20 protein-coding genes and 1 tRNA gene are annotated in these 26,068 nt (G+C 64.6%); 12 read left to right on the forward strand and 9 right to left on the reverse strand.

The annotated features are described in order from the left end of the window. Window positions 1-6: 6 nt before the first annotated feature. Window positions 7-498, reverse strand: a complete 492-nt coding sequence (locus tag EDF69_RS09680) for a hypothetical protein (protein ID WP_132884248.1) — start codon at window positions 496-498, stop codon at window positions 7-9. Window positions 499-581: 83 nt separating this feature from the next. On the opposite strand from EDF69_RS09680, the gene EDF69_RS09685 reads away from it, so the two are divergent. Next, window positions 582-658: transfer RNA gene (locus tag EDF69_RS09685), tRNA-Arg, on the forward strand. 177 nt (window positions 659-835) lie between these two features. Here the strand turns inward: EDF69_RS09685 and EDF69_RS09690 are convergent. The 4 genes from EDF69_RS09690 to EDF69_RS09705 all read right to left on the reverse strand — a co-directional run bounded on the left by EDF69_RS09690 (window position 836) and on the right by EDF69_RS09705 (window position 4,503). Then, a complete protein-coding gene (locus EDF69_RS09690) occupies window positions 836-1,939 on the reverse strand; it encodes an IS630 family transposase (protein ID WP_132884640.1) in 1,104 nt (367 codons plus the stop codon). A gap of 398 nt (window positions 1,940-2,337) precedes the next feature. Further along, the gene (locus EDF69_RS09695; protein ID WP_132884565.1) at window positions 2,338-2,688 is read right to left on the reverse strand and encodes a response regulator; all 351 of its coding nucleotides are present in this window, start codon (window positions 2,686-2,688) and stop codon (window positions 2,338-2,340) included. A gap of 119 nt (window positions 2,689-2,807) precedes the next feature. After that, window positions 2,808-3,161 (reverse strand): hypothetical protein, encoded by a 354-nt coding sequence (locus EDF69_RS09700; RefSeq protein WP_132884566.1) that lies wholly within the window; start codon window positions 3,159-3,161, stop codon window positions 2,808-2,810. Window positions 3,162-3,381: 220 nt separating this feature from the next. Next, the gene (locus EDF69_RS09705; RefSeq protein WP_239555412.1) at window positions 3,382-4,503 is read right to left on the reverse strand and encodes a sensor histidine kinase; all 1,122 of its coding nucleotides are present in this window, start codon (window positions 4,501-4,503) and stop codon (window positions 3,382-3,384) included. A gap of 218 nt (window positions 4,504-4,721) precedes the next feature. On the opposite strand from EDF69_RS09705, the gene EDF69_RS09710 reads away from it, so the two are divergent. Then, window positions 4,722-6,554, forward strand: a complete 1,833-nt coding sequence (locus tag EDF69_RS09710) for an EAL domain-containing protein (RefSeq protein ID WP_132884568.1) — start codon at window positions 4,722-4,724, stop codon at window positions 6,552-6,554. Window positions 6,555-6,659: 105 nt separating this feature from the next. Beyond that, window positions 6,660-6,926: a hypothetical protein gene (locus tag EDF69_RS09715; protein WP_132884569.1), complete on the forward strand. Its 267-nt coding sequence runs from the start codon at window positions 6,660-6,662 to the stop codon at window positions 6,924-6,926. Between the two features lie 195 nt (window positions 6,927-7,121). On the opposite strand, the gene EDF69_RS09720 is transcribed toward EDF69_RS09715, so the two are convergent. Next, the gene (locus tag EDF69_RS09720; RefSeq protein ID WP_132884570.1) at window positions 7,122-8,276 is read right to left on the reverse strand and encodes a toll/interleukin-1 receptor domain-containing protein; all 1,155 of its coding nucleotides are present in this window, start codon (window positions 8,274-8,276) and stop codon (window positions 7,122-7,124) included. Between the two features lie 83 nt (window positions 8,277-8,359). Between EDF69_RS09720 and EDF69_RS09725 the strand changes: the two genes are divergently transcribed. Continuing rightward, on the forward strand, window positions 8,360-13,975 hold the full coding sequence (locus EDF69_RS09725; RefSeq protein ID WP_132884571.1) for a DUF3320 domain-containing protein: 5,616 nt from the start codon (window positions 8,360-8,362) through the stop codon (window positions 13,973-13,975). A 166-nt stretch (window positions 13,976-14,141) separates the two neighbouring features. Here EDF69_RS09725 and EDF69_RS09730 read toward each other — a convergent pair whose 3' ends face one another. Both EDF69_RS09730 and EDF69_RS09735 read right to left on the reverse strand, forming a co-directional pair. Further along, window positions 14,142-14,606 carry a hypothetical protein gene (locus EDF69_RS09730; protein ID WP_132884572.1) on the reverse strand — a complete coding sequence of 155 codons (465 nt, stop codon included), beginning with the start codon at window positions 14,604-14,606 and terminating at the stop codon, window positions 14,142-14,144. A 117-nt stretch (window positions 14,607-14,723) separates the two neighbouring features. After that, the gene (locus EDF69_RS09735) at window positions 14,724-15,221 is read right to left on the reverse strand and encodes a plasmid partitioning protein RepB C-terminal domain-containing protein (RefSeq protein WP_204991357.1); all 498 of its coding nucleotides are present in this window, start codon (window positions 15,219-15,221) and stop codon (window positions 14,724-14,726) included. A gap of 80 nt (window positions 15,222-15,301) precedes the next feature. Between EDF69_RS09735 and istA the strand changes: the two genes are divergently transcribed. From istA to EDF69_RS09750, 3 genes are all read left to right on the forward strand, one after another. Beyond that, entirely contained in the window at window positions 15,302-16,789 is a 1,488-nt protein-coding gene (gene istA / locus EDF69_RS09740) for an IS21 family transposase (protein ID WP_132884630.1), read from the forward strand. Window positions 16,790-16,803: 14 nt separating this feature from the next. Beyond that, entirely contained in the window at window positions 16,804-17,637 is an 834-nt protein-coding gene (gene istB / locus EDF69_RS09745) for an IS21-like element helper ATPase IstB (protein WP_204991410.1), read from the forward strand. Window positions 17,638-18,035: 398 nt separating this feature from the next. Further along, entirely contained in the window at window positions 18,036-18,917 is an 882-nt protein-coding gene (locus EDF69_RS09750) for an NYN domain-containing protein (protein WP_132884599.1), read from the forward strand. Between the two features lie 65 nt (window positions 18,918-18,982). Here EDF69_RS09750 and EDF69_RS09755 read toward each other — a convergent pair whose 3' ends face one another. Then, window positions 18,983-20,248 carry a three-Cys-motif partner protein TcmP gene (locus EDF69_RS09755; RefSeq protein WP_132884600.1) on the reverse strand — a complete coding sequence of 422 codons (1,266 nt, stop codon included), beginning with the start codon at window positions 20,246-20,248 and terminating at the stop codon, window positions 18,983-18,985. A gap of 118 nt (window positions 20,249-20,366) precedes the next feature. Here EDF69_RS09755 and EDF69_RS09760 point away from each other — a divergent pair, with 118 nt between their 5' ends. The 5 genes from EDF69_RS09760 (at window position 20,367) to EDF69_RS09780 (ending at window position 26,059) form a co-directional block, all read left to right on the forward strand. Beyond that, window positions 20,367-21,275, forward strand: a complete 909-nt coding sequence (locus EDF69_RS09760; RefSeq protein WP_239555414.1) for a DUF5131 family protein — start codon at window positions 20,367-20,369, stop codon at window positions 21,273-21,275. A gap of 212 nt (window positions 21,276-21,487) precedes the next feature. Beyond that, window positions 21,488-22,696: an SMODS domain-containing nucleotidyltransferase gene (locus EDF69_RS09765; protein ID WP_132884601.1), complete on the forward strand. Its 1,209-nt coding sequence runs from the start codon at window positions 21,488-21,490 to the stop codon at window positions 22,694-22,696. After that, on the forward strand, window positions 22,693-24,423 hold the full coding sequence (locus EDF69_RS19900; protein WP_132884602.1) for a ThiF family adenylyltransferase: 1,731 nt from the start codon (window positions 22,693-22,695) through the stop codon (window positions 24,421-24,423). The genes EDF69_RS09765 and EDF69_RS19900 overlap by 4 nt, the downstream gene beginning before the upstream one ends. Beyond that, on the forward strand, window positions 24,420-24,896 hold the full coding sequence (locus EDF69_RS09775) for a Mov34/MPN/PAD-1 family protein (RefSeq protein WP_132884603.1): 477 nt from the start codon (window positions 24,420-24,422) through the stop codon (window positions 24,894-24,896). The genes EDF69_RS19900 and EDF69_RS09775 overlap by 4 nt, the downstream gene beginning before the upstream one ends. Before the next feature lie 2 nt (window positions 24,897-24,898). Then, window positions 24,899-26,059 carry an SAVED domain-containing protein gene (locus EDF69_RS09780; RefSeq protein WP_132884604.1) on the forward strand — a complete coding sequence of 387 codons (1,161 nt, stop codon included), beginning with the start codon at window positions 24,899-24,901 and terminating at the stop codon, window positions 26,057-26,059. The last annotated feature ends 9 nt before the right edge of the window (window positions 26,060-26,068 follow it).

Genomic DNA, 26,068 nt, shown 5'->3' on the forward strand with positions numbered 1-26,068 from the left:
TCTGGATCAGGCGAGCAGCGCCTCGATCGTGCGGACCCTCTGCACCTGCGCATCGGCGCGCTCGCGGCCGCTCTTCAACGCCGCGTCGAGGGCAGGATAGGCGGGCTCGCCCGCGGCGGCGCGATCGATCGCCAGCCGCTCCAGCTCCGCGATCGGCTGCTGGATCTCGCTGCGGGCGACGTCCACTTCCGCCAGCGCCGTCTGCGCGTCGAGCCAGCGCTCGCTGCCCTGCGCCGCGCCCCTTGCGGCACGCGCCAGCTGCTCGGCACGATCGGCTGCCTTGCGGAAGGCGGCGTCGGCCGCATCGACCGCGGAAGTCAGCTTCGCGATCTGTGCGTCCAGCGCGGGATCGGCGGTCGCGACCGGCACCGGACGCTCCGGCTCGGCGTCGCTTCGCTGCTCGATCGCGCGGGGCAGCAGCGAAGGGAATTCGCCGCGTTCCTTGGCGCAACCGGAGGCGAGGAGAAGGACGACGAGCGGAAGGACGGGGCTGCGCATGACGCGGGTCTAGGTCGTGCAGAAAAACTGCGCAACGGGCTTGCGTCCCCCAAAAGCCGCGCCTATTAGGCCACCTCCACCGGGCGCCCGTAGCTCAGCTGGATAGAGCATCAGACTACGAATCTGAGGGTCGGACGTTCGAATCGTTCCGGGCGCGCCAGTGGTTTCAATGACTTACCCCCTTCGTCTTGCAAGAGGCGGAGGGGGTAGTCGTTTCAGCCGAATGCCGAGCAATCTCCGAGCAATCCCGCTGTCGGGCGATTATCAATCTCCGGAGCTCGCTGCTCGAACGTCGCACGGCTGCGACTTGGGTACATTAGAACCTAGTCACCTGAATCTAAAGTTCGCCGCATAACGTACGGTCTGCGGCTTGGCAGAAGCGCTTTACGGAGGCGAGTATCTCGTCGGCGGACTTGGTCCATCGGTAGGGCTTCGGGTTCTCGTTGTGGCGCTCGATGAAGGCACGGATGTCCTGCTCGAGCTGATTGGTGGAGGTATGGACGCCGCGGCGCAGTTGCTTGCGGGTAAGTTCGGCAAACCAGCGCTCGACCTGGTTGATCCACGAAGCCGAAGTCGGCGTGAAATGCACATGATAGTGCGGCCTGCGGGCGAGCCAGGCCCGGACGAGCGCGGTTTTGTGGGTCGCGTAATTGTCCATGATGATGTGGACATCGAGATCGGGCGGCACCTGGGCGTCGATCTGCTTAAGGAAGTCCAGAAACTCGGCGGCGCGATGACGCTTGTAGCATTTGCCGATCACGAACCCCGAAGCGATGTCGAGCGCTGCGAACAGCGAGGTCGTGCCGTGACGGACGTAACTGTGAGTGCGCCGCTCGGGTACTCCTGGCATCATCGGCAGGACCGGCTGCTCTCGATCGAGCGCCTGGATCTGGCTCTTCTCGTCGACGCTGAGCACCAACGCGCGGTTAGGCGGGGAGAGATAGAGCCCGACAATGTCGCGGACCTTTTCCACGAACAGGGGATCGCTCGACAGCTTGAACGTCTCCGACCGATGCGGTTGCAGCCCAAAGGCCGACCAGATGCGCCGGATCGTCGTGTGGGAGAAGCCGGTCGCACCCGCCATCGAGCGTATCGACCAGTGGGTCGCGTCAGTTGGCGTGGAGCGGAGTGTGCGCTCGATCACGGCAGCAACCTGATCATCGTCGATCGTTCTCGGTCGTCCGGGCCGAGCCTCGTCCATCAGTCCCTCAACTCGGTCCTTCAGGAAGCGCCGTCGCCACTTACCGACTGTGTGCTCGTGCACGCCCAACTCAGCAGCGACAACCTTGCTCTGAATACCGTCCGCACAGCGAAGGATAATACGGCACCGCTCCGACATCGAGCGAGACACCCGCCGCCGGCGAACCTGCCGCTCCAGATAGTCCCGCTCCTCCGCCTCCAACACCAGAGGCATCGTCGGTCGGCCGCCCGCGTTCGCCATGCCAAGCTCCTCATCAGCGGAGCCAGCATACAATGCGACTTACTTCAGTTCCAGGTGACTAGATCGGGGCAGCCGTCCACTCCCCTTCATAGACGCAGGGCGACGCAGGCGCTGCGCCACGCCCTTGTAGGCAACCGGCCGCCGCAGCTTCTCAGGGATGAGCTGACGACGGCGAAGGACGAAGCGTGGCCGGAGACGATGTTGAGTCGCTGGGCCGGTCGGCAGGGAAAATCCGCCCTTTGGTCCAGCACATCGACGACTGCGAGCAGATCGTTGAGGTCGTCCGGCACCAGTCAATCGGTCCACGCGCTTCAAGGCTTGCCCGAGGATCTCGAGGTCGCGCCGGGTGAGCAGGCCCGACGATCGCCCCCCCTGGGCGCTGCTCAGCATCGGGGGATTTAGGTCGCCGTGAAGGAATGGAAGGCTTGCGCAAGATCCGCCGGCTGAACGGGCTTGGACAGCACGATGCCGGGTGGTGCGCACGGCTCGCACTGGTCTGGCGTGCCGGTGACGAAGATCACCCCGATCTCACCTAGTTCTTCAAGGATCCGGCTGACGGCGTGCGGACCGGTGCCTTGTGTCAGCATCACGTCGGATGTGATGACCGCGGGCGAGTGTGCCCGTGCGGCTGCGACGGCCTCTTCCTCCGAACTGGCGAAGTCGAACGACGTGGCGCCCTCGTCCTCCAGCAGCGTCTGCAGATACGTGGCGATCAACGGTTCGTCTTCGATGATGAGGACGTGGCACATACGCCTGAAACTCCGGTCACTGCTGGCACATGGTAACCGCGGTGACGCCATACGGGTCCGCCGACGCCTTGAAATCGGTGCGGATTTTCTCCGCAGAAGGTGTCGGTCGGCCGCCGTGGTCAGGAGCCATCGGGCACCAGGAGATTGCCGCCGGACGCATCCTTCTGCGTCACGTCCTCGCGAGGCACGTAGTTGATCACCCACTGTGGCTTGCCTTCGGGTGAAAGCTCGATGTCCGGGACGCCGATCGGGTCGTTTCCGGTCTCGACCCAGCCTGCTCCGAGGCAACGGTCGCAGGTGGCGCGCTTGCAGCGGAAGCTGACGAGATCGATCTCCGTGTTCCACTCGCCATGACCGAGGCAGATCGGACAGCGGGCGTCGAGCATGCCGTTGCGCGGTTTGAGCGGGATGATGTCGAAGGCGTGCGGACTGTCCGGACCGTCGCACACGACGATGTTGCTGGCGTGGGGCACCGTCTCGTCAACGCTCCGGCTCGACGCCGGGTCCCGGTGGCAGGCGACCCAGTCCCCAAGCTGCTGCCGTTCATGTCGGCTGACCCGTCTGCAAGCCGGCGATCCCGCCGGCAATCGTCGCCCGCCCGAACCTTCGGTATGGAGGGGCCCCTCATCCGGTCTCAAGTAGCCGGTTGAGGACGGATGACGTCGCAGGCCGAGCCCCGCTCATTTTCTGCGTCTACTCCTCGGCCGCGTCGGCCGCGTCGAAGGGCGCATCGATCCGGAACACCACTCCGTCAGGGGCGTAGCTGATCGCGGTCTCTCCCCGAAAGTAGGACCGGAGCGATCGCTCGATCATGACGGAGCCGAAGCCGCGTTTGGAAGGCACCGCGACGGGAGGGCCGCCGACCTCCCGCCAGACAAGGTGAAATCGCTGTTCGCCTGGGACAGCCCTCACTTCAAGCGACCAGTTGAGATGGACCAAACCCGTGTCGTTCGAGAGCGCGCCGTATTTGGTGGCGTTGGTCATCAGCTCATGGAGAACCAGCGTGAGCCCCAAGGCCACCTGCGGGTTGAAGCGGACTTCCGGACCATGGATCCGGACGCGATCGGCAAGGCCGGCATGGTTGGCGAGGGTCTCTCGTGCAAGCATGTGCAGGTCCGCCGAGCGCCACTCGGTGGCAGTCAGCATGTCCGTCGCCCGCGCGAGCGCCGCCAGCCGGAAGCTCAGTGCCTCGCCGGCGGCTTTGATGTCCGACGACTGGCGGAGCGTCTGCCCGGCGACCGCCTGCACGATCGCAAGCTGGTTCTTCAGCCGGTGGCCGAGCTCCTGGTTGACGAGCTGTAGTTGCTGCTCGTGTTCGGCCAGATCCGCATTCGCCGTCGCGAGGCTGGCGTTCGCTTCCGCAAGCTCGGCCGTCAGGCGCCCGGACCGCTGGAACGCCGCCCGCAGTTCCGCCGCCACCAGCGTGACGCCGATCATCACCGCCCCGTAGAGCAGCGTGGCGATCCATTGCGTGCCGGTCAGCAGCCAGGGAATGGATGCATCGACCAATGTCATGCCCGCTAGAAGGGCCGACAGGCCGGCCGCGTAGAGCCCGATTTTCCTTCCCATGAGCAGGGCGAGGAGCAGCACCACGGGAATGAAAAGCAGGTAGGGCAGCAAGCTGGTGACGAACAGCACGCGCAGCAGCGCCGTGCCGATCAGCAGCAGCGTGGTGACCGCATACCGCGCGGGCGCGGACGGCTGACGAAGAAGCGACCAGGTGAGAAGCCTGTCGAACGTCGGAGAACTCTGAAGCCTGTCCATCGCGCCACAAGGAGGAAGCGAGCCCCCCTTTGGCCCGAGCAGAACTTCCATAGCAGTGAGCAGCTGCGAAAGCGATGTTGTTCGATGAGTGTTCCGGCCGGAGCAGGGGCGCACGCGATCGCCGCAGACTCCTGCTTTGCCAGGCTCGCGTTTTTAGAAGCAAGCGTGTGGGGCGCCAAGCTGTTGAAGATTGCACAGAATTGAACGTAGCGCATAGGTAAGTGTTTGAGCCTTTGCCTTTGATCAACTCCTGACGATCTGGAGACGCCGTGAGACTATCCCGCGATGCCACGCCTGGCGAGGATGGCGGACCGGCTTCTGATCTGGAGGAGGCGCGGCTTGCAGAAGTGGCGGCCTACTGCCCGACCATGGGGCTTCCGGATGCCGAGTTCGACCATGTCGTGGAACTCGCGGTCGCCCTTTTCGGCGTCTCCGGCGCGATGATCTCCTTCGTGGAACGCAATGAGCAGTTCTTCGCGGCGCGGCGAGGCGTGGACGCGGCGCGGACTCCCCGAAGCCAGTCGTTCTGCGCGCATGCCTTGGACCGGATCTCACCGCTGGTCGTCGAGGATGCACTGCTTGATCCGCGCTTCGCGGACAATCCTCTGGTCCACGGCCCGCCGCACATCCGCTTCTATGCCGGCGCGCCTCTGCGGGTTTCCAGCGGCGCTGCGCTCGGCACGCTGTGCCTGATCAACACGGAGCCGCAAGGATTCGACGCGCATCAGCGCAGGCTTCTGGAAAGCCTGGCCGGAATTGTCGTGGATCGGCTGGAGCTCCGGCGAAGTCGGCACAATTCGGATACCAGCAGGCGGCATCTTGCCAAACTGGCCCACACCGATGCCCTGACAGGGCTGCCGAACCGGATGCGCTTCCACGAGCGTGCGCGCCAGGTGCTTTCCGAGCGTGGAGCGGGCGCGCTGCTGCTGTTCGACCTCGACGGCTTCAAGGACGTGAACGACGTCTTCGGACATGCGACCGGCGACCGCCTCCTCGCAGCCGTTGGCGAGCGCCTAAGCGGCCTCATCGAGGACGATCACCTGCTTGCCCGCCTGGGAGGGGACGAGTTCGTGATCCTGCTCGGCGGAGGCGGAGATGCCCGGCAGGCCTATCGGGTGGCGGAAAGCCTGAGATTGAGCTTCCAGCAGGGGTTCGTCGTGGACGGTCAGAACCTGCAGCTCGAGACCTGCATCGGCGTGGCGATGGCGCCGCATCACGGGGAGACCATCGAGACGCTGATGCGCCATGCCGATCTCGCCCTCTACCGTGCCAAGGCCGAAGGAGGCGGTGCGGTCGGATACTTCGAGCCGCATGTGCGCCACAAGGTGGAGGCGCGCAGGTCGCTCCAGTCGGAACTGACGTTGGCGTTCGAACGCAACGAGTTCGAGCTACACTATCAGCCGCAGGTGCGCCTGTCGGACCGGAAGGTCGTGGGAGCCGAGGCGCTGCTGCGGTGGCGTCATCCCGAGCGCGGACTCCTGCCGCCGGGTGTGTTCCTGGACACGCTCGAGACCATGCCGCTCTCGGCGCGTGTCGGCGACTGGGTGCTGCGGACAGCCATCGGGCAGGCGGCGCACTGGCTGAGCGCAGGAGCGCGGCTGCGGGTTGCCGCAAACCTGTCGCCGGCGCAGTTCCTGACCGGCTCGCTTCCGGACACCGTCGCTGCCGAGCTGGCGCGCCACAAGCTGCCTGCCAGTCTGCTCGAGCTGGAGATGACCGAGCGGATTGCGGTCAAGAACACCGCGGCAGTAGCCTCCATGCTGTCGGGCGTGCGGGGGCTGGGCGTCGGCGTGGCCCTGGACGACTTCGGCACCGGCTTCGCGTCTCTCAGCCTGCTCAAGGACCTGCCGGTCAGTCGTCTGAAGATCGACAGGAGCTTCACCAAGGATGCGGTGGCTGGGGGCCAGGACGCGGCACTCATCGAGGCCGTCCTCCAGCTAAGCCGAGCGTTCGACCTCGACGTGGTGGCGGAAGGCATCGAAACCGCCGAGCAGGCGCAGCTCCTGACGGACGCACGTTGCTCGGAAGGCCAGGGCTACTTCTTCGGACGCCCCATGCCGGCGAACGATCTGCTTGCGCTGATCGGCGGCGGTCGCGCCTGAGCCGATCGCGGGTCTGCAACGGAGGGCGCTGTGTTCGCCGCTCCGTCTCAACGGGGTGGACGAGCACGATCGGGCAGCGTTGACGGCGCCATCATGATCATACGCTTGGACCTGTTCGAAGCGATCGCGCGTGATCTGCTGGTCAAGTTCGCACGGGCGGCGCGACGAGATGGCGTGCCGCCTGCAGGATGGTGCGACTATGTCGCCACGATCGAGGTGTGCGACGCGCCGGTCGCCGACCCGCTGTCCGGGGGATTAGCAGCTGAAGCATCTTCTCCCTTCGGCGTCCTGACCTCATCGCCGCTGCGGCACATGTTGAAGCCGGCCGGCCTCAAGACCAGCGGCGTTCGTGTCGCGCGCTTGGGGGGGTGACATCCACGTCACCCCCGGGTGACGCCAGTGTCACCCGTAACAGAACACATATACTCTAATGATTTGCGGCCGGAGTGATCTCGGGGCAGCTTCAGTACACCGCATGGTCCAGGGCAACCGCCGCCGATGCGCCAAGGCTGTTCCGTTGATGGGGACCGGACGCGGGTTCGCCATGAGGCTGGACCTGCGGCTGCATCAATGTTGCGGTTGTCGCGCACGGTGAAGTACTGGGTCGCGCTGGATGGGACGCCTGCTCGTGCGACACGATCGCGGCTGCTTTTGCAAGCGCCTGTCGAGTGGTCGAGCGATAGCGACCAAGATCCTATCGGATCCGGCTGCGCACGTGATCAAGGAAGCTCTCCCAGAGATATTCGGCAGCCCCTCCGGATCCATCACGTTTCTGGTTGAGCTCGTCGACCGAGCGTTGGCGGCAGTGAATGCGAGGCCGGTCTTGGTCTCCGTCAGGGACAGCCATTCGTTCATGGAGTTCCGCGTGCTCGCGGCGCCATCATAGCTGAGACAGAGGGCGTCCTGGAAGAAGTCGCCGCCATGCCAAATTCCGACCTGGCCCACCCGTTTACCCTCGAGGTAGACGCTGGCCGCGAACGACCGGCTGTCGATGCGCTCGAAGTCCGTCTCGATGCGGGGATCGGACGACTTCAGCTCGGCGAGTCGGGCTTCGAAGAGTGCGGCCGTGGCTGAGAAACCGGAACGAATGAAGCGGTCCCGATCAAGATCGGTGGGCTTCGTCCGGAGCTGCAGCAGTCCGCCCGTGGTGCGGGACGGCGTCATCGGCGGACTGAAGGCCGCGGCTCCTTCCGCTTGCGGGGCAGAAGGGCGTTCAGCCCGACCTCCCGCCGCAGGATTCCGGAGCATGTCCCGGATCGCACCCGCCGCATTGTCGAAGGCCGCATCCCGGTCGAGCCAGCTCGTCACCGGAAGGCCGTCCTTGGGCAGGGCGACGAAGTGCGACAGCGTCTGCCCCTCTCCCACGGGCACACCCTTCCACTGGCACGGACGCAGGATGACCGCGACCACGCGCGCGGTACCGGCTCGCTGCCGCGCGAAGGCGCGCATCATCTCCTGCTCGTAGCAGTATTCCGAGTGGATGAAGTCCGACGAGACGAGCAGGAGCACAAGGTCGGATGCCGCCAGCGCGGCCTGCACGGTAGGATCGAGGTGCTCCCCGGGACGAAGCATCGCGTCCTGCCAGACGTCGATCAGGCCCTCGCGCCGAAGCGGTGCCAGATGCCGCACGAACTGGTCCTTCAACTCCGTGTCGGCGTGCGTGTATGAGATGAAACCCGTGGTCATGTGCTCGGCGTAACCTCGCGCCATGTCGAAATCCATGGCACATCTGGTTCGTTTTTTGCGTCCGATCGTCTGGACTTGCGCCGGACTGCTCCGCAGGATGCCATCAGGGGGAGAGTTCGATGGCCACCAATTCCATTCCGCAACCTGACGTCGAGACCACGTCGGTGTTTCAGAGCAACCTGCCGATCGCGGAGAAGCTCGACCGTGCGCGGATGGAGCTTCTCGACCTGTCCGCCCGCAACCGGCTGCTCAACATGCCGCGCTCGTCAAAGGGTGCACGGTCGATCGAGATTGTCGACGAGCGGAGTTCCGAGGTGTTCCGCCTCTTGGTGCGCGAAGGCAAGGTATTCACCTTCGTCGCCGGCAAGGCGGCCAGAAAGGGCGATGAACTCGAGACTCCCGATGTCGAGGCGGACGAGATCGTCGATCTCGCTCAGCCAGAGGACGACGTTGAGGACGATCGCGGCGTGTTCACTCGACATGCCGACACCCGGCTCCAGACCCGCTTGACGCCGAAGGGGCTACAGAAGCGCCTGCTCGAGCTCTATTTCGACGCACGCACGCTGGAGGAGGAGCAGGGCGTCAACATCCTGTACCTGACCTTGGGATCCCTGAGATGGATCGATCCCTCGAACGCGGCGAACGTCCGCTTCGCACCGCTGCTGCTCATACCCGTCTCGCTTGAACGCGGAAACGCTGGCGAGAAGTTCAAGCTGCGTGCACGACCCGAGGAATTTGCCTCCAACCTGTCGCTCGAGGCCTACCTCGACCGCGTTCACGGCATCCGTCTGCCGGCATTCGAGGCGAACGAGGGCCTGGATCCCATCGGCTACATGGACGAGGTCGCCGATGCCGTCGCGGCGAAATCCGACTGGACGGTGCAGCACGACGACATCGCGCTCGGGTTCTTCTCGTTTGCCAAGTTCCTGATGTACCGTGATCTCGACCCGGCGAACTGGCCGCAGGAGATGCGCATCAGCGAACGTCCGTTGATACGCGGACTGCTCGCAGACGGGTTCGACAGCGCCGAGGGAATGATCCCCGAGGATGCCAGGATTGATCCCTTCATTCCGCCAGCCGATATGCTGCACATCGTCGACAGCGACAGCAGCCAGGCGCTCGCGGTGCACGAGGTCCGTCGCGGGCGCGACATGGTGATCCAGGGTCCCCCCGGTACCGGCAAGAGCCAGACGATCGCGAACATCGTCGCCGCGGCGGTCGCCGACGGCAGGACGGTTCTCTTCGTCGCCGAGAAGATGGCGGCGCTCGAGGTCGTCAAGCGGCGGCTCGACGCCACGGGCGTGGGAGACGCATGTCTCGAACTGCACAGCAACAAGGCGAACAAGCGCGCTCTGCTCGACGAATTGCGCCGGACGTGGGAGCTCGGTGCGCCCAAGGGCGGCGACCCCGGGACCCTGCACGCGCGGTTGACCGAGGCGCGTGACCGCCTGAACGATCACGCCGTGCGGATGCACCGACCGCACCCCGACAACGGACTTACGCCGTATCAGGTCATCGGGCAGCTGGTCAGGCTCCGTCTCGATGGCGAACAGCCGAACGACGTCGCGCTGGAAGCGCCCGCGTCATGGTCCATGGATGCGTATGCGGAGCGGCACGCCGTCCTCTCCGAGCTCGTCGACAGGGTCGCAGCGATCGGGCGTCCGGACGATCATGTCTGGCGGGGCGTTAGGCTAGCGGGCGTCACTCCGATGGAGACCGAGCGCTTCCTCGCCCGCTTCGCGGCGTTGGCGCCGCGGCTGGACCGCCTGGAGGCCGATGCGACGGCGCTCGCCACCATGATGGAGCAGGAGCCGCCGACCGGTTCTGCCGCCATCGGCGACCTGATCCGGCTGGCTGCACGCCTGGAGGGAGCACCTACGCTCGCGCCCAATGCCCTCGGAACGACGGCGTGGGACGAGCGCTTTGCCGAGATCGTCTCGCTTCTCCACGAAGGTGAACGGCATGCGCTGCTGAGGGAGAAGCTGGCGCCGCACTTCGTCGACGCGGCATGGAAGACCGACGTGGAGGGTCAACGCGGTATGCTGGCGCGGCTGCCCACGTCCTTCTCGCCCGACGCCTTCCGGCGCCTTTCCGAACTGTCGGACAGGCTTCCCCGCTTGCGGGATGAGGCCGAGGGGCTCGCGCGGTCCATGGGGCGCGAGCCGCCGGGCACCTTCGTGGATGTCCGGCGCCTCCTGGCCATCGGCGAGCGGGTAGTGGCGGCTCCGGACGCCAGCCCAGAAGCCTTCGCGGCCGATCTATGGGACAGCGGGGTGGAGCGGGCCGCCGATCTGACGCAGACCGTCGAGCGTCTCGAAGGCGCTCGTGCGGTGATCGGGACGGGATTGTCCGACGCAGCCTGGTCGATGGATCTCGCGGCTACGCGTGCGACGCTCGCCTCCCACGGCACCGGCGTGTTCAGGTTCCTGAGCGGGGAGTGGCGCAAGGCGAACCGCCTCGTACGGACCGTCCTTTCAGACCCGAGCCAGCCGCTCGATTCGACGCTCGCCCAGCTCGACGCCCTCGCTCAGGGGCAGGCCGCCAAGCGCGTCATCGAGAACGACGAGGCCTTTGGACGTAGCGCGTTCGGTGGCGACTGGCGTGGCGACCGCAGTTCGTCGACGTCGCTCACTGCACTTGTCGAATGGATGCGGTCGCTGAAGGGGTTGGGTGCGGAACCGCGCATCGTAGCCGCCAACCGTCCGGATCGGGACGTGATCTCGGCCCGAATGATCCGCGTCGACGCGCTGCTGAATGAGGTTTCGCCGCTCGTCGAGCTCCTGTGGGACGAGCTTCCGTCCCGCGACCTGCTGTTCGGAGATGCACCCACGGCTATGCGCGCCGACACGTCGCCTCTGATCGATGTGATCGCGGACTTTCACCACGCAGATCGCGCGACGGCCGCCATCGCTGCCGAGGTCCCTGCGGATCTGTCGATCCGCCTGGCGGCGTTGCGCGACCTCGCGGAGGGCCAGCGACTGGCGACGGTGCTGTCGGTAGGCGCACCCTTGGGGGCCGAGGCCTTCGGCGGAGAGTGGCTTGGCGAGGCGTCGGACTGGGCGGCGCTTCGCACCGTTTCGACATGGATCGACGACAATCGCGACATTCGTCTGCTTGCCTCGCGGGTAGCGGATCGCACGACGTTGGCACGGGATGCCGGGGTCCTCGCACGAGACGACGCGGCCTCTGCGACCGATCTCGAACGCCTCTTGGGCGAACTTCGAATGGACGTGTCCGTCGGACTCGGGATGCCGGATGCGCGGGCCGCTTCCTTTACGTTGCTGCGTGAGCGCATCGGTGAGTGGTCGACGGGCGGTGAGCAGTTGTCGAATTGGGTCGCATACCGCGATCGCGCCGATCGGGCCCGTGCGCTGGGCTGCGGCGACGTCGTCGCCCGGCTGGAGGACGGCCGGCTCGGGACGGCTGCGGTCATCCCTGCGTTCGAGATGGCCTACTTCGAGGCCGTGCATGCGGATCTGGTCCGGCGGGACCCGGAACTCGGTCGCTTCGATGGTACGCTCCACGGTCGGCTCGCGCGCGAGTTCGCGGACCTCGACCGGCAGCGCATCGCGTCCGCCAGCGTCGAGGTGGTGCGCGCGCACCACGGTCGCGTCCCGTCGCGCGATGGCGGTGCCGTGGGGCCGCTCGGCACGTTGCGTGCCGAGATGCAGAAGAAGCGCGGGCACATGCCGATCCGCAGGCTGATGGAGAAGGCGGGACCCGCGGTGCAGGCCCTCAAGCCCGTCTTCATGATGAGCCCGCTGTCGGTGGCGCAGTTCCTGGCACCGGGCGCCTTCGAATTCGATCTGCTTGTCATGGACGAGGCGAGCCAGATCCAGCCGGTCGATGCGCTTGGCGCCGTCGCTCGCGCCAAGCAGGTGGTCGTGGTCGGCGATCCGAAGCAGCTGCCGCCTACCGCCTTCTTCTCGAAGATGACCGGGAACGGCGACGAGACGGACGACGACGATGGCGGCCGGGTGGGCGACATCGAGAGCATCCTCGGCCTGTTCACGGCCCGTGGCCTGCCGATGCGGATGCTGCGCTGGCATTACCGAAGCCGCCACCAGTCGCTGATCGCGGTCAGCAACCGGCAGTTCTACGAGAGCAAGCTCTTCATCGTCCCAAGCCCCTATACCGCGGAGGCGGGCATGGGCCTGCGCTTCCACCACATCCCGCATGGTCTGTTCGACGCAGGTGGCACCCGCACGAACCAGGTCGAGGCGAGGATCGTGGCCCAGGCCATCGTCGCGCATGCCCGCGAGCATCCGGAGCTGTCGCTCGGAGTCGCTGCATTCTCGGCGGCGCAGCGGCGCGCCATCCTGGATCAGCTGGAGGTGCTGCGCCGGGCGTTGCCGCCCGAGACCGAAGCGTTCTTCCAAGCGCATCATGCCGAGCCGTTCTTCGTCAAGAACCTGGAGAACGTGCAGGGCGACGAGCGGGACGTCATCCTCATCTCGGTGGGCTACGGGCCGACTACGCCGGGCGGACGGGTGCCGATGCGCTTTGGGCCGCTGGGATCGGAGGGGGGCGAACGCCGCCTGAACGTCCTGATCAGCCGCGCCAAGCAGCGGTGCGAGGTCTTTGCTTCGATGACCGACGAGGACATCGATCCGGACTTCGCTCAGACCCGCAAGGGCGTCTTCGCCTTCCGCCTCTTCCTGCACTTCGCCCGCACCGGCCGGATGACGATGGCCGAGAGCACGGGTCGCGACCACGACAGCGTGTTCGAGGAGCAGGTCGCAAAGGCGCTGCAGTCACGCGGCTACCAGGTTCACAGGCAGGTGGGCCTCGCCGGATTCTTCATCGATCTCGCCGTCGCGGACGCCGAGCGGCCGGGCAGGTATCTGCTCGGCATCGAATGCGACGGCGCGTCCTATCACGACGCCCGATCCGCGCGCGATCGCGATCGGCTTCGGCAGTCCGTGCTGGAGAGCCATGGCTGGACCATCCATCGCGTCTGGAGCACCGATTGGTTCCAGCGGCCGAACGAGCAGCTCGACCTGATCGTCGCCCGGATCGAAGCGGCCAAGGCGGAGCAGGATGCAGAGGCGAGCAAGCGCGACTTCCGGGCGGTGCCGCTGGAGATCCTCAGCGTCGAACGTGAGGATGGGACAGAGATCGGACTCGCCCGCGCGGACGAACCCGCGGGTTTCGCGCACTCGAACTTGTACGTGGAGGCGGTGCTGACCAGACCTCCCCATGCGGTGATGGAACTGCACGACGTGCCGACCGGGACGTTGGCAGCGCTGGTAGAGGAGGCGGTGCGCATCGAAGGACCAGTCCATATCGACGAGGTCGTGGAGCGCATCCGCTCGGCATGGGGCCTGAAGCGTGCGGGTGGCCGCATCCAGCAGGCGATCGCCGCTGCGGTACAAGCGGCGGTCGGAGCAGGTCGTGTGGAGCGTACAGGCTCGTTCCTATCCTTCGCCGGCGGCGCTGTGATCGTCCGTGAAAGGCGCGCGGCGGTCTCGTCGACGCTGCGTCGGGCCGATCGACTTCCGCCGGCGGAGATCGCGGTTGCGATCGTCGAAGTCGTGCGGGTCAACCTGGGCGCGACCCGCGATCAGATCCTGCAAGCGGTATCGAGGGCGTTCGGCATCAAAGCCACCAGTTCGGCGGTTCGCGGAGTTATCGAAGGCGAGATCGCCCGTGCTTCGTCGAGTGGTGAGCTTGTCATGCAGGGTGGGATGTTCGTCCTGGGACAGCAGGCGAACACACCTTCGTCAGCAAGCTGATCAAGGCGGCCTCCACGATCGTGACGTCGGTGAACACCTGCATTGGACCGTGAGTGCGAGTGCGTCGCTCCGCTCCGAGATTAGTAGTGGGCCCTCCCGTGGGCGGAGGATACCGGCCGGACAAGGCGGGAAGGTGAGCAGCGGCCCAGCGTCAGGCACGATCGCACTATCCGGCCGGACCGATCAGGGAATCGCGGAGTTGCACCATCTCTTCAAAGTAGCGGTCTCCTCCGGCGAAGTGCTCGGCGAAGGTGTCCCGAGGTTTGGGCGCGGGCTGCACCGGAGCGGGTTCGGGCGGGGTCCAGCCGGGCGGCGGGGGCGGTGGCGGCGGCGGTCCGAAGCACTCATACACTGTATGCCGATCTCTCGCGGCACGATCGGCGACGGCCTTCTCGTAGTCTTGCTTCAGCGGCGTGCCGTGCAGAGACCGGGCGAAGGCGCGGTCTCGATCGCCGCGGGCGGTGACATAGGCCTGCACTTCATCAGGTGCGCAGTGCGGGACGACGAACAACTGATATTCGTCTACCGCCTTGCGGAAGGCTGCACGTCCTTCCGACGATAAGGGCTGCCGCGCCGCTGCTTGCTGCGAAAGAAGCAGACATACTAACGCTGCCGTGACGCGAACTCTCATTCTGACCTCGTCCTTCGAAGGGACCACTTCGCCGCGGTGCGGCAAATGCGGTAATCGGCCCCACCGATTCGTGCCAAATCCGATGCGGCTGTCCGGACGCGATGCTGCCGTGGAAGACTACGACGCGTCCAGCGATGTCGCCGCTACGATCGTACGAAATTCGCCGACGATATCGGGATGTCGCGATTCTAAGTAGGCAGCGACATTGCCGTTGTCGATCAGCCGTCCGAGGTAGCGTGAGGCAAGGACGAGCTGCAGCACGTCGTCACCGAACGTCGCTTCGATACCGCGATAGTCCTGGCTCAGCTTCTCGAGTTCACGTTCCATTCTGGCCATCTGCTCGGTCGTGACGCCGGCTATGACCTTGGGCCGGTCGGGCTTGACCAGATCGTCCTGCCGGGTCGCTGCGAGTATTGCCTTGGCGTAGCTGAGGGTGAAGTTGTTCATTGACGCCATCAGCTCGGCCGTCTCCACCTGCCGATAGTCCTTCATTCGGCGCAAGGTATCGAAAATCTGTGGATTCACCGATCGGTCCTTGAGTATCTCGACCGCATCGGCAGCTATTCCATCCAGCATGTTGCGCCGACTGTGAAGGGCGGTGACAAACCAGGCCACAGGACCGCCGGCGCAGTGCCGTCGGGGGCGGAGTAAAATCCGGCCAGTTGGTAAGCTGCTCCCTTTGCGGAGCGGCGGGGATGTTTGTCGTGGAGAGCTACGCAGCGGTCAGACGGTTTGTATTTGTCGAGGGGCATAGTCGCCGGGAAGCGGCGGAGGTGTTCGGGCTGAACCGGGATACGGTACGCAAGATGTGCCTGTATTCGGCGCCTCCTGGATACCGCCGGACGAAACCTCCGACCAAGCCGAAGCTCGGGACGCTGCTACCGGTTATCGACGCAATCCTGGCAGCCGACCGCGAGGCGCCGGGCAAGCAGCAGCACACGGCCAAGCGGATCTTTGAGCGGCTGCGCGACGAGCATGGCTATACGGGCGGCTACACGATGGTGAAGGACCATGTGCGGCTGTGCAGGGCCCGCGGGCGCGAGACCTTCGTGCCGCTGGCGCACCCGCCGGGGCATGCACAGGTCGACTTTGGCGAGGCGGTCGCGGTCGTCGGCGGGGAGCGGATGAAGATCCACTATTTCTGCATGTCGCTGCCGCAGTCGGATGCCTGCTTCTTCAAGGCGTATCCGCGCGAGACGACCGAGGCGTTTCTTGACGGGCACGTGTCGGCATTCGCGTTCTTCGGGGGCGTGCCGCTGTCCATCCTCTACGACAACACAACCATCGCCGTGGCAAAGATCTGCGGCGATGGAACGCGCGAGCGCACACGCGCCTTCACCGAGTTGGTCAGCCACTACCTGTTTCAGGACCGTTTTGCGCGTCCAGCGCGAGGCAACGACAAAGGCAAGGTCGAGGGGCTGGTGAAGTTTGCGCGCAACAACTTCATGGTGCCCGTGCCGGTCGCTGCCAATTTCGATGTCCTGAACGCCAGGTTCGAGGAGTCCTGCCGTACGCGCCAGGGCGAGCATGCCGGTCAGCACGCGCAGACCATTGCCGAGCGGCTGGCGGCAGACGTATCGGCATTGCGCACGCTGCCGTCCGTACCACTGGAGCCATGCGAGAAACGCGCGGCGCGCGTGTCGTCGACCGCGATGGTGCGCTACCGGACCAACGACTATTCGGTGCCGACCGCGTACGGCTACCGCGACGTGATGGTGAAGGGGTTCGTCGACGAGGTCGTCATCATATGCGCGGGCGAAGAGATTGCCCGGCACGCGCGTTGCTACGACGAAGGCGTATTCGTCTCCAACCCACTGCACTATCTCGCGCTCATCGAGACCAAGCCCGGTGCGCTCGACCAGGCGGCAGCCCTTCAGGACTGGAACCTGCCGGACATCTTCCAGCATCTGCGCCACCTGCTCGAGGCCCGGATGGGCAACAAGGGTAAACGCGAGTTCATCCAGGTGCTGCGGCTGCTCGAGGCGATGCCGCTTCCCATCGTCACGGATGCCGTGACCGAGGCAGTCCAGTTGGGCGCACCTGGTTTTGACGCGGTAAAACTCATCGCGCTGGCGCGTATCGAGCGCCGTCCGCCGCGCCTGGATTTAGCGGCGTATCCGCACGTGCCCAAGATGGACGTCAAAACGACGTGCGCGGCCGACTATGCGGTGCTGGCAGCATGACGGACAAGGACGCCATGCCGGTGGGCACGACCGCAGGTACGCCACAGGTGCTGCTCGCCCATCATCTCAAACAACTCAAACTGCCAACCGTTCTGCGCGAGTACGAAAAGGTCGCGCGCGAATGCGCGCAAGGCGGGGTCGACCACACGCGCTACCTGTTGCGGCTTATCGAGTTGGAGCTCATCGACCGCGAGCGCCGGACCATCGAGCGACGGATCCGCGCAGCCCGTTTCCCGGCTGTGAAGAGCTTCGACACCTTCGAGTTCACCGCCATCCCCAGCCTGAACAAGATGATGGTGGTCGAGCTCGCACGGTGCGAATATATCCTGCGCCGCGAGAACGTCATTGCGCTCGGCAACAGCGGGACAGGCAAGACGCATGTAGCCCTCGCGCTCGGCCTGGCGGCTTGCCAGAAGGGCTTCACAGTCGCCTTCACTACCGCGGCCTCGCTGGTGAACCAGTTGATGGAGGCGCGAGACGAGCGACGGCTGCTCAAGCTCCAACGCGAGATGGCGGCCGTGAAGCTGCTCGTCGTCGATGAACTCGGCTACGTCCCGTTGTCCCCGACCGGCGCCGAACTGCTCTTCGAGGTGCTGTCGCAGCGCTACGAGCGCGGCTCGACCATCATCACCTCCAACCTGCCGTTCGAGGACTGGACGCAGGTGCTCGCCTCCGAGCGGCTGACCGGCGCACTGCTCGACCGGCTCACCCACCATGCCACCATCCTGACCATGAACGGCGACAGCTATCGCCTCAAGCAGTCCACCGGACGCAAACGTCGCGGGGCGGAGCAAAACCAGGCCAGTGCCCTGTCCGACCCGGACACCGGTGAGATATTATCTTCCTGACCATCAGGCCGAGGACGGCAACGATATGAAAAGGGCCCCGATCGGGGCCCTTTTCATATCGTCAGCGCGCGCCTCAAGTGGCCTGCTTTTACTCCGCCCCGCTGGCCTGGTTTTGCTCCGCCGTTGACACACTCACGCCGATTCGGTCGCGTGATGGCCAAAAGAGGCAGCGCGTGACACCGATCAGGCGCACGCGCTGCTCCTTTTCCCCAGCCCGTTGGCGCGGAGGCCGCCGTGACGATCAGCGGGTGCACATCGGCGCAAGCGCAACCAAGTTCGCGTTATGAGGATCAATTCGGCTCGCTGGACCGGGTGTCTGCGATCTGCTGCGAGGGATCGACTTGCATGCCGTCCGCAGTACGATCCGGTCGAGGCGGATAGGAAGGGGGCGGAGTTGCATGCAGGACGGAAGCGCGATCTTCGTGGATTTCGACAACGTGTTCTCCGCGTTGTGGGCCATCGACGGTGGCTTGGCCATACGCTTCGCTACAGACCCCGCGAACTGGCTGAAGGGCCTGGCGGAGACGGATCGGGGTGAGGAAGGACGCCGATGGCTCGTGGCACGCTGCTACATGAATCCGTCGGGTTGGGTCAGTGCGCCGGGAGAGCAGAACGATCGGATCTGGTTCTACAGGTTCCGGGCCGATTTCGTGAAGGCGGGCTTCGAAGTGCTGGACTGCCCGACGCTGACGCGCGGCGCGAAGAACGCGGCAGACATCCGCATCGTCATCGACGCGCTGGATCTCCTCGACCATCGCACCCGCTTCGGGGAGTTCGTGTTCGTTTCCGGCGATTCCGACTTCACGCCGTTGCTGTATCGGCTGCGCTCCGAGGATCGCAGGACGATGATCGTCGCGCCGGGCCGCCTCTCATCCGCTTACGCAGCCGTCGCCGATCAGGCCTTGGGGTTCGACAGGATTGGCACCCTGCTCGGCGGTACGGGGTGCGAACTGCCCGATGCTACGTACGTCGGGCCGGCAGAGGTGGAGACGGACGCCTCTGCCGACGAGCAGGCCTTCGCGGCGCTGGTACGTCGCCGCTACGAGGAGGCGCGTGCGCCGCTGAACCTTTCCACTCTTTCCAGCGAGGTGGTTCGCGGCCTACCGGGCGCGAAGTCCAGCGACTGGTTCGGCAACGGCACTTTCCGGAAGGCGCTCGACCGCTTGTCCCTGCCGAACGTGCGCTTTGCACAGCACCATCTGTGGGATGAACGCAGGCACCAACCACCCACCCTGCCATCGGTCGTCGACGCGGCCGATCCGGCAACGAATGGCACGTGAAGCCGATGTCCTTGGATCGCTTCTCGCACATCAAGGATCCGGGTCCGTCCCGGCGAGGCCGCAGATCAGGATTCAGGCTTGGGCCGACGCAGCCGTGGCATGAGGAACATGGATGGTTGTGGCGTCAATGCGAACTCGTCATGCCACTCGAACGAGGAAGCGCTGACTCGATCGGTCGGAACCAGGATGCCGCTCGAATCCTTGCGCCGTCCTCGGATCGTCAGTTCACCGCTGTCTCGCAGCAATGCCAAGCGATCGTCGAGCATGCTGGTGACGATCGGCGTATCGTTCGCTTGCCCGACGAACAGATCACGTCTGGTGACGGATCGACCATCCGCTGTGAGGGCGTGGATGAGACGGGGGATCTGCTCGAGCAGTCTGCCTTCCGACCTCTTCTTGGCGTCGTCGTCGAACACGTAGGCGAACTCACCTTGCCGTACGTCCACGAGCGGATCGTATCCGAGCGCGTTCAGCGCTGGGCCGCCGAAATGCTCCATCGTGTTCTGCTCCGCCCAGTAGACCTTGCCCATCTCCTCGCGTGCCGTGTGGTGCTTGGACAGATGCAGCAGCCAATAGTCACGGTGGGATTCGGGAGGGTGGATGTAGAACGGCGAGTAGAAGGCTGCACCGGTGTGGGCTTGGATGTGGCGGTACAGCGTGTTCTGGATGAGACTCTTCCATCCCGGCTTGCCGCGGTCCCGGATCATCTCCTGCACGTCGCCGCGCCCGAGCTCGATCGCTGCCAGTGCGCGGACGGACGACTTCTCGTGCATCAGGTTGATGAGGGCGTCCACCATGAAGGTCAGTATCACTTCAGGGTTGGCGAGTTCTCCCATGATCGGCCTGATGGTGGCGAGCTTGACCGCGCTCCAGCCGTACTGATCGACGAAGAAGAGGGAGCGGTGCGAGGTACCCCGCCGCCGAATGCGCTCTATGACATCGGGAGCGGCATTCTCGAACGTACCGCTGAAGAGGATGATGTCCTTGCCGATGCGGTCGCCGTACCCTCTCTGCTTCAGCAGCTCCTCCAGGAAGGCAAGGTGATCCGGATCCTGATCGATGAAGACGAAGTCGCACTTGATGGTGAAGCCCTTGGCCCGCGCCTCGGCGAGCTTCGCCTGGGCGTTGTCGACGACGGCGAGCATGCGCAGCGGAGAGCCGTCCGCCTCCACACCGTCGAGATTGTAGAGGCCCCCGCCACAGAAGCCGTCGACGATCGTGAGCGTCAGGTTGGTCTGCGAATGATGGCGGGTGAGCGTGTCGATGTAGCGACCAAGATAGCGTTCGTAGATGTTGTGCTTGGCGACGCTGTGTCGCCCGAGATCGGGCAATGGGTGCCCCGCACGCCAGTGGTACTGCGCATTCTGTTCGTCCCCGCTCTTCCTGCGGGGGCGGGCGACTTCACCCAGGTCTAGAAACGGGAGTGAGGGCGGCAGCGGAACTGACAACTTGTTGTTCTCCGGCGGCCCGACGCTTCGCCCGGGTCCGGAACAGAATGAAAACCATCGGGCGTCCTTTGTCCAGTACCCTGCCGGTCGCCGTGCATTCGAGGCTTCCGACCGACTTGCTTGTTGCGTCGCGACTCGGCATATGCCATCGTTCCCGCAATGTTCCGTGGAGGATGTTGTGGCGGACGGCAGTGCAATCGAATGGACGGATGCGACGTGGAATCCCGTGACGGGTTGCACGAAGATCACGTCCGGTTGCGACAACTGCTACGCCGCCCGCTTCTCTGAGCGGTTCAGGGGAGTCCCCGGTCACCCGTTCGAAAGCGGTTTCGACCTGACGCTTCGTCCCGAGCGGCTTCGGCAGCCGCTGTCTTGGCGACGGCCGCGCATGATCTTCGTGAATTCCATGAGCGACCTCTTCCACAAGGAGGTTCCCGTCGCCTTCGTGAACCAGGTGTTCGATACGATGGAGCAGGCGGATTGGCACGTGTTCCAGGTGCTGACCAAACGCAGTTCCCTGATGCGCGACTACCTTCAGCAGCGGTATGCCGATCGTTCGCCGCCGGCGAACGTGTGGCTCGGCGTGTCGGTCGAGGCGGCAGCGGCGAAGTCCAGGATCGAACATCTGCGACAGGCGCCCGCGGCCGTGCGCTTCCTGTCGATCGAGCCGCTCATCGCGCAAGTCGGCGCGATGGACCTGACCGGCATCCACTGGGTCATTGCGGGCGGTGAGAGCGGTCCTGGCGCCCGTCCGATGCACATCGATTGGGCACGCGAGGTGAGGAACGAGTGCTCGCGGCAGGGCGTCGCGTTCTTCTTCAAGCAATGGGGGGGCCTGCGGCCAAAGACGGGTGGTCGCGAGCTGGACGGCAGAGAGTGGAACGAGATGCCGCGGCGGACTGCCGCCTGAAACGCGCCTGACTGCTCGATAGTGCTCACACTGTGCCGATGACGCACGATGCTGACGCCGGACCGGGGAGGAACTTCTCCTGGTCGTCCAGCGCGCCTGAACACGTCGCTTGTTGACTTGCTTCATGCCCGCTCGAGTTCGACGGCGGTTGCGGGTTGATGCCGATCCGACATAGAACAAACCGAGAAAACGGTTGCTTGGAGAGTCGTAACGTGTCCATCGCCCTTACTGCGTCGTCCAGACGCTACCTCGCCGCTCTGGCTGATGAACTCGACATCAGTGATACCCGCTACGAGCAGGCCGAGCAGAGCTACATGTCGCTTGGACGATGGCTGAACCGCCCGGACTCGACGATAAGCCACTACGATCCGGTGGTGTACGTGCAGGGGTCGTTCGGACTGGGTACGGTGATCAAGCCGCTGAGCGACGCGGAGGAGTACGACGTCGATTCCGTATGTGAACTAAAGCTACTGGCGAAGACGCAGAAGACGCAGCAGCAGCTGAAGACGATGCTCGGCGTGGAGATCGAGGCCTATCGACGGTCGAAGGGCATGCTGAAGCCGCTGCACGAGGGCCGGCGTTGCTGGACCCTCAATTATGCCGACGGTGCACAATTCCACATGGACGTCGTGCCGGCACTCCCGAACGGCACTTCCGCCAGGAAACTTCTCGAGGCTTATCGACTCGAAACCCGATGGACGGGAACCGCGATCGGCATCACCGACAACGAGCGGCACGACTACCGTCACATCACCGAGGACTGGCCGCGATCAAACCCCAAAGGGTATCTGGAATGGTTCAGGTCACGGATTATCGTGGTGCTGAACGAGCGGAAGCGGGTTCTCGCGAAATCCTTGAACGCCAGCGTTGAGAAGATCCCGGACTACAAGGTTCGCACTCCCCTCCAGGCTTCGATCATGATCCTGAAGAGGCATCGCGACATCATGTTCGAGAATGATGGGATCAACTGCTGCCCAATCTCGATCATCATCACGACCCTGGCGGCTCATGCCTATGGTGGACAGGAGGACGTCGGCGACGCCCTGCTGGCCATTCTGACCGGCATGGAGGCGTACATCCTGCGCGATCGGAACGGGCGGGCGCTGATCCCGAACCCGACCGATCCGATGGAGAACTTCGCGGACAAATGGGCGGAGCATCCAGAGCGTGAACGCGCATTCTTCAAGTGGCTTCGTCAGGCCCAAGCTGATTATGCCCGAGTGGCGGGGCTGGAGAGCGGCGCCCTGATCACGGAAACCCTTTCGCCGCAGATGGGTACCGCGCTGGCGAAGCGGGCTGAGACCCGGTTCCGCGGGGGATCGAGTTCGCTCCTGAGAGGCGCCACGGCAGCGGCTGCAAGTTCGTCGCCGTCCTTCGGCTCCGTTCCTCGGATACCAAGCAAGCCGAAGGGCTTCGCGTGATCTGGTGGCTCTCGCAGCCGAGCCGTGCTCGCAGCGAGCGACTTGCGATCGCCGAGTTGGAGGAGCGCTACGGTTGGCTGTCGGGGGTGAAGTGGGAAGTCAGAGAGGAGGCGCGCCTCGCAGCAGACTTCGAGATCGAACATCTCGGACAAGCGGTTGCCATGACGATCACCTTTCCCAGCTTCTTCCCCGACGTTCCGCCTCAGGTACGCCCGCGTGAGGAGATCTGGCTTTCGGGCCATCAGTATGGCGTCGGCGGCGAGCTCTGCCTGGAATACCGTCCGGATAATTGGGAACCCACGTACACCGGCGCGATGATGATCGAGAGCGCTCACCGGCTGTTGATCGGTGAGACGCCTTCAGAGGGCGTTGTGGCGGAAGTGGATACGGCCCACCGGGTCACGACCGCGCAGGAGATACGCAACGCCAAGTACCGGTTTATGCTGCCCGCCGCAGCCCGCGACGGGCTGAACGGTCTGCCCTTGTTCGCTCCGGTCCCATTCGAAATGTCGGAGCGCTACGAGGCCGGACATTGGCTCGCCGTGCCTCGCCGTTTCGGCGAGGAGAAGGCGCCACTCTGGTCATGCGATTCCGACACTCCCAGGAACCGTCGGCGCATGGGTTTCGCGTTCAGGCTTCCGGATGGCTTCCGAGACACGATCCGGTCGAGCTATGATTTCCTGGAGGCGCTTGGGAGCGTCGCAGGGTACGAAGCGCTTGCGGCGATATTAGCATCGTCGCCAGAGGAGGCGGCCTTCCTCATCGAATGCGGCGGTGACGTGCACGTCATGTCGTTGGCGCCGGGCGACGGGAAGCGGCCCATGTACCAATACCGTCTGGTCAATCTTCCTGATGCGGAGCGAAGGCTGGCGAACGAGTACCACCGTTTGGCCGGAGCATCCGTCGCGATAGTCGGTTGCGGTTCGGTGGGTTCCAAGATCGGCGCTTCGCTGGCACGCGCCGGCGTCGGCCGCTTCGTACTCGTCGACGGGGACATCCTGTATCCGGGCAATCTGGTCCGCAACGATCTGGACTGGGGGTCGGTCGGCCTCAACAAGCCGGATGCTGTTTCCAAGAGGATCCGGGACATCAGGCCTTCAACCGTCGTGGAGACGCGGCGTGTCCTGCTGGGAGGGCAGGAGAGTTCTGCCGCCACCGACGCCGCTCTGGTAGCCGTCGGCAAGTGCGACGTGATCATCGACGCGACGGCCGAAGGGCAGATCTTCAATCTCTGTGGCGCAGTCGCTCGGAACGAACGGAAGATCATGGTCTGGGGAGAAGTCTTCGCCGGCGGGATCGGCGGATTGGTAATGCGGCTGCGTCCCGACGTTGACCCGGTGCCGCATGCAGCGCGCCGGCAGATCATGGATTGGTGCACGGATCACGGCCGGCCGCCGCCGCAAGGCGATCAAGTCCAGTATGGACTGGCGTTGAACGAAGGCTCTTCGCCGTTGATCGCGGACGATGCCGATGTAGGCCTCGTGGCCGGTCACATGGCGCGCTACGCCATCGACTCGCTGTTGCGCCCCGAGAGCGTGTTCCCGCAGTCTGCGTACGCCATCGGTTTTCAGCGCGATTGGATCTTCGATGGCCCCTTCGACACGTGGCCGATCGAGTTACGTCCTGAGGGATGCTGGGGTCCTCAGAAGGACGACGACCTAAGCGGCGAACTGGCAGCCTTGGCAGCGGAGTTGTTTCCCGATGCTCAGACCGACCGGGCGGCATGAGGCTGTTCCTGCGTGAGGAAGTTCGACGGGGGCTGCATCGCGCGGTGAGCGCGGCTGGTCGCCTCGAGATCGGCGGAGTCCTCATGGCCGAGCAGATCGCTCCAGGATCCTTCCACGTCGTGGAGTTCACCACGGACGGGCGCACGGGCAGTTCGGCGCATTTCGTCCGCTCGGTTGATAATCATCGGGCGGCGCTGAAGGACTTCTTCCAGCGGACGGCATCCGATTTCGGACGCTTCAACTATCTCGGCGAGTGGCACTCGCATCCGAACCACCAACCGGTTCCGAGCACTGAGGATGTGTTCTCGATGGAGAGCTTGGTCTCCGGCGAACGCGACATCCCATTCGCGGTCCTGCTGATCGTTCAAGCCGGACGCCGGACGCTCGCCTGCACCGCGACCCTCTTCGAAAGGGACGGAGAACCTCGCCCGGTCGCAATATCTGACGTGCCCTTCACCGCGACAGGAGAGTAGCAATGTCGAAGACGAGCATACCACCCAGGATCGCTGCCGCGCTCTGGGCGCGCGCCGGCGGCAGATGCGAGTATCGCGGATGCAACGAGGATCTCGTCGGCGACCTGATCTCGAACAAGAGGAACGCCCTGTTCGGCTTCATCGCCCACATCGTTGCCGACAGCCGCGATGGCCCCAGAGGTGATCCCGTCCTGTCACCGAAGCTGGCGAAGGACATCGCCAACCTGATGCTGCTGTGCGGTAAGCACCACAAGATCGTCGATGTGGATGGCGTGGACGAACACCCGGTCGATGTCCTGTTGGCGATGAAGGATGCCCACGAGACCCGTATCGCTATCAACACCGGAATCGCAGAGGAGTACGGGTCCCATGTGCTCCGTTTCGGGGCGACTATCGGGAATCACGAGGCGCTGGTCTCCACCCAGGCGATCTTCGCGGCGATGCCTCCAGACCGTCATCCCGCGTCGAGCCAGACCATCGATCTGGAGATGCTCAACCAGGCGTTCAGGGATGACGAACCAGAGTATTGGGAACTGCAGCGCCGCAATCTGGACCGATTGTTCGCCGAGAAGGTCGGCGGCAGGATCGAGCGTCAGGAAATCAGGCATCTGAGCGTCTTCGCGCTCGCACCCCAGCCTCTCTTGATTGAGCTGGGGCGCCTGTTGAACGAGATCGTGCCTATCACCGTCCATAACCGGCATCGCGAACCCGCCACATGGAACTGGCAGCGTGATCGCCCACCTCTCGAGTACATTGTCTCCCGACCCCCGAAGGGCGCGTGCGGGAAGGTTGCCTTGAAACTGGCCGTGAGCGCCACGGTAAATGACGATCGATTGAAGAGCGTATTGGGAGAAGACGCGGCGATCTGGTCCGTCACGATCGCCACGCCTGGCAACGATGTCGTGCGTCGGCCCGAGGATCTGTCGGCATTCAGGACGACTCTTCGTTTGCTCTACGACGAGGTCAAGGCAAGGCACGGTGAGAGTGCCGTCATCAACGTTTTTCCGGCTCTACCTGCATCGCTAGCGGTAGAGACAGGGCGTGTATGGATGCCAAAGGCGGATCTCCCGCTGCTGATTCACGATCAGCAGCGGGAACGCGGATTCATACCGACTATCTCGATCGGAGCCGCTCGACATTCAAGCGGAAGGTCGCAATCCTAGTCACCTGGA

It is taken from the genome of Sphingomonas sp. JUb134 (assembly GCF_004341505.2).
Taxonomy (GTDB): Bacteria; Pseudomonadota; Alphaproteobacteria; order Sphingomonadales; family Sphingomonadaceae; genus Sphingomonas.

Excerpts from the sequence above, each read along its gene's own strand:
- EDF69_RS09750 (WP_132884599.1), top strand. The coding sequence starts at position 18,036 with ATGCAGGACGGAAGCGCGATCTTCGTGGATTTCGACAACGTGTTCTCC.
- EDF69_RS09690 (WP_132884640.1), bottom strand. The coding sequence starts at position 1,939 with ATGGCGAACGCGGGCGGCCGACCGACGATGCCTCTGGTGTTGGAGGCG.
- istB (WP_204991410.1), top strand. The coding sequence starts at position 16,804 with ATGCCGGTGGGCACGACCGCAGGTACGCCACAGGTGCTGCTCGCCCAT.
- EDF69_RS09725 (WP_132884571.1), top strand. The coding sequence starts at position 8,360 with ATGGCCACCAATTCCATTCCGCAACCTGACGTCGAGACCACGTCGGTG.
- EDF69_RS09730 (WP_132884572.1), bottom strand. The coding sequence starts at position 14,606 with ATGAGAGTTCGCGTCACGGCAGCGTTAGTATGTCTGCTTCTTTCGCAG.
- EDF69_RS09720 (WP_132884570.1), bottom strand. The coding sequence starts at position 8,276 with ATGGATTTCGACATGGCGCGAGGTTACGCCGAGCACATGACCACGGGT.
- EDF69_RS09780 (WP_132884604.1), top strand. The coding sequence starts at position 24,899 with ATGTCGAAGACGAGCATACCACCCAGGATCGCTGCCGCGCTCTGGGCG.
- EDF69_RS09695 (WP_132884565.1), bottom strand. The coding sequence starts at position 2,688 with ATGTGCCACGTCCTCATCATCGAAGACGAACCGTTGATCGCCACGTAT.
- EDF69_RS09775 (WP_132884603.1), top strand. The coding sequence starts at position 24,420 with ATGAGGCTGTTCCTGCGTGAGGAAGTTCGACGGGGGCTGCATCGCGCG.
- istA (WP_132884630.1), top strand. The coding sequence starts at position 15,302 with ATGTTTGTCGTGGAGAGCTACGCAGCGGTCAGACGGTTTGTATTTGTC.
- EDF69_RS09705 (WP_239555412.1), bottom strand. The coding sequence starts at position 4,503 with ATGGAAGTTCTGCTCGGGCCAAAGGGGGGCTCGCTTCCTCCTTGTGGC.
- EDF69_RS09680 (WP_132884248.1), bottom strand. The coding sequence starts at position 498 with ATGCGCAGCCCCGTCCTTCCGCTCGTCGTCCTTCTCCTCGCCTCCGGT.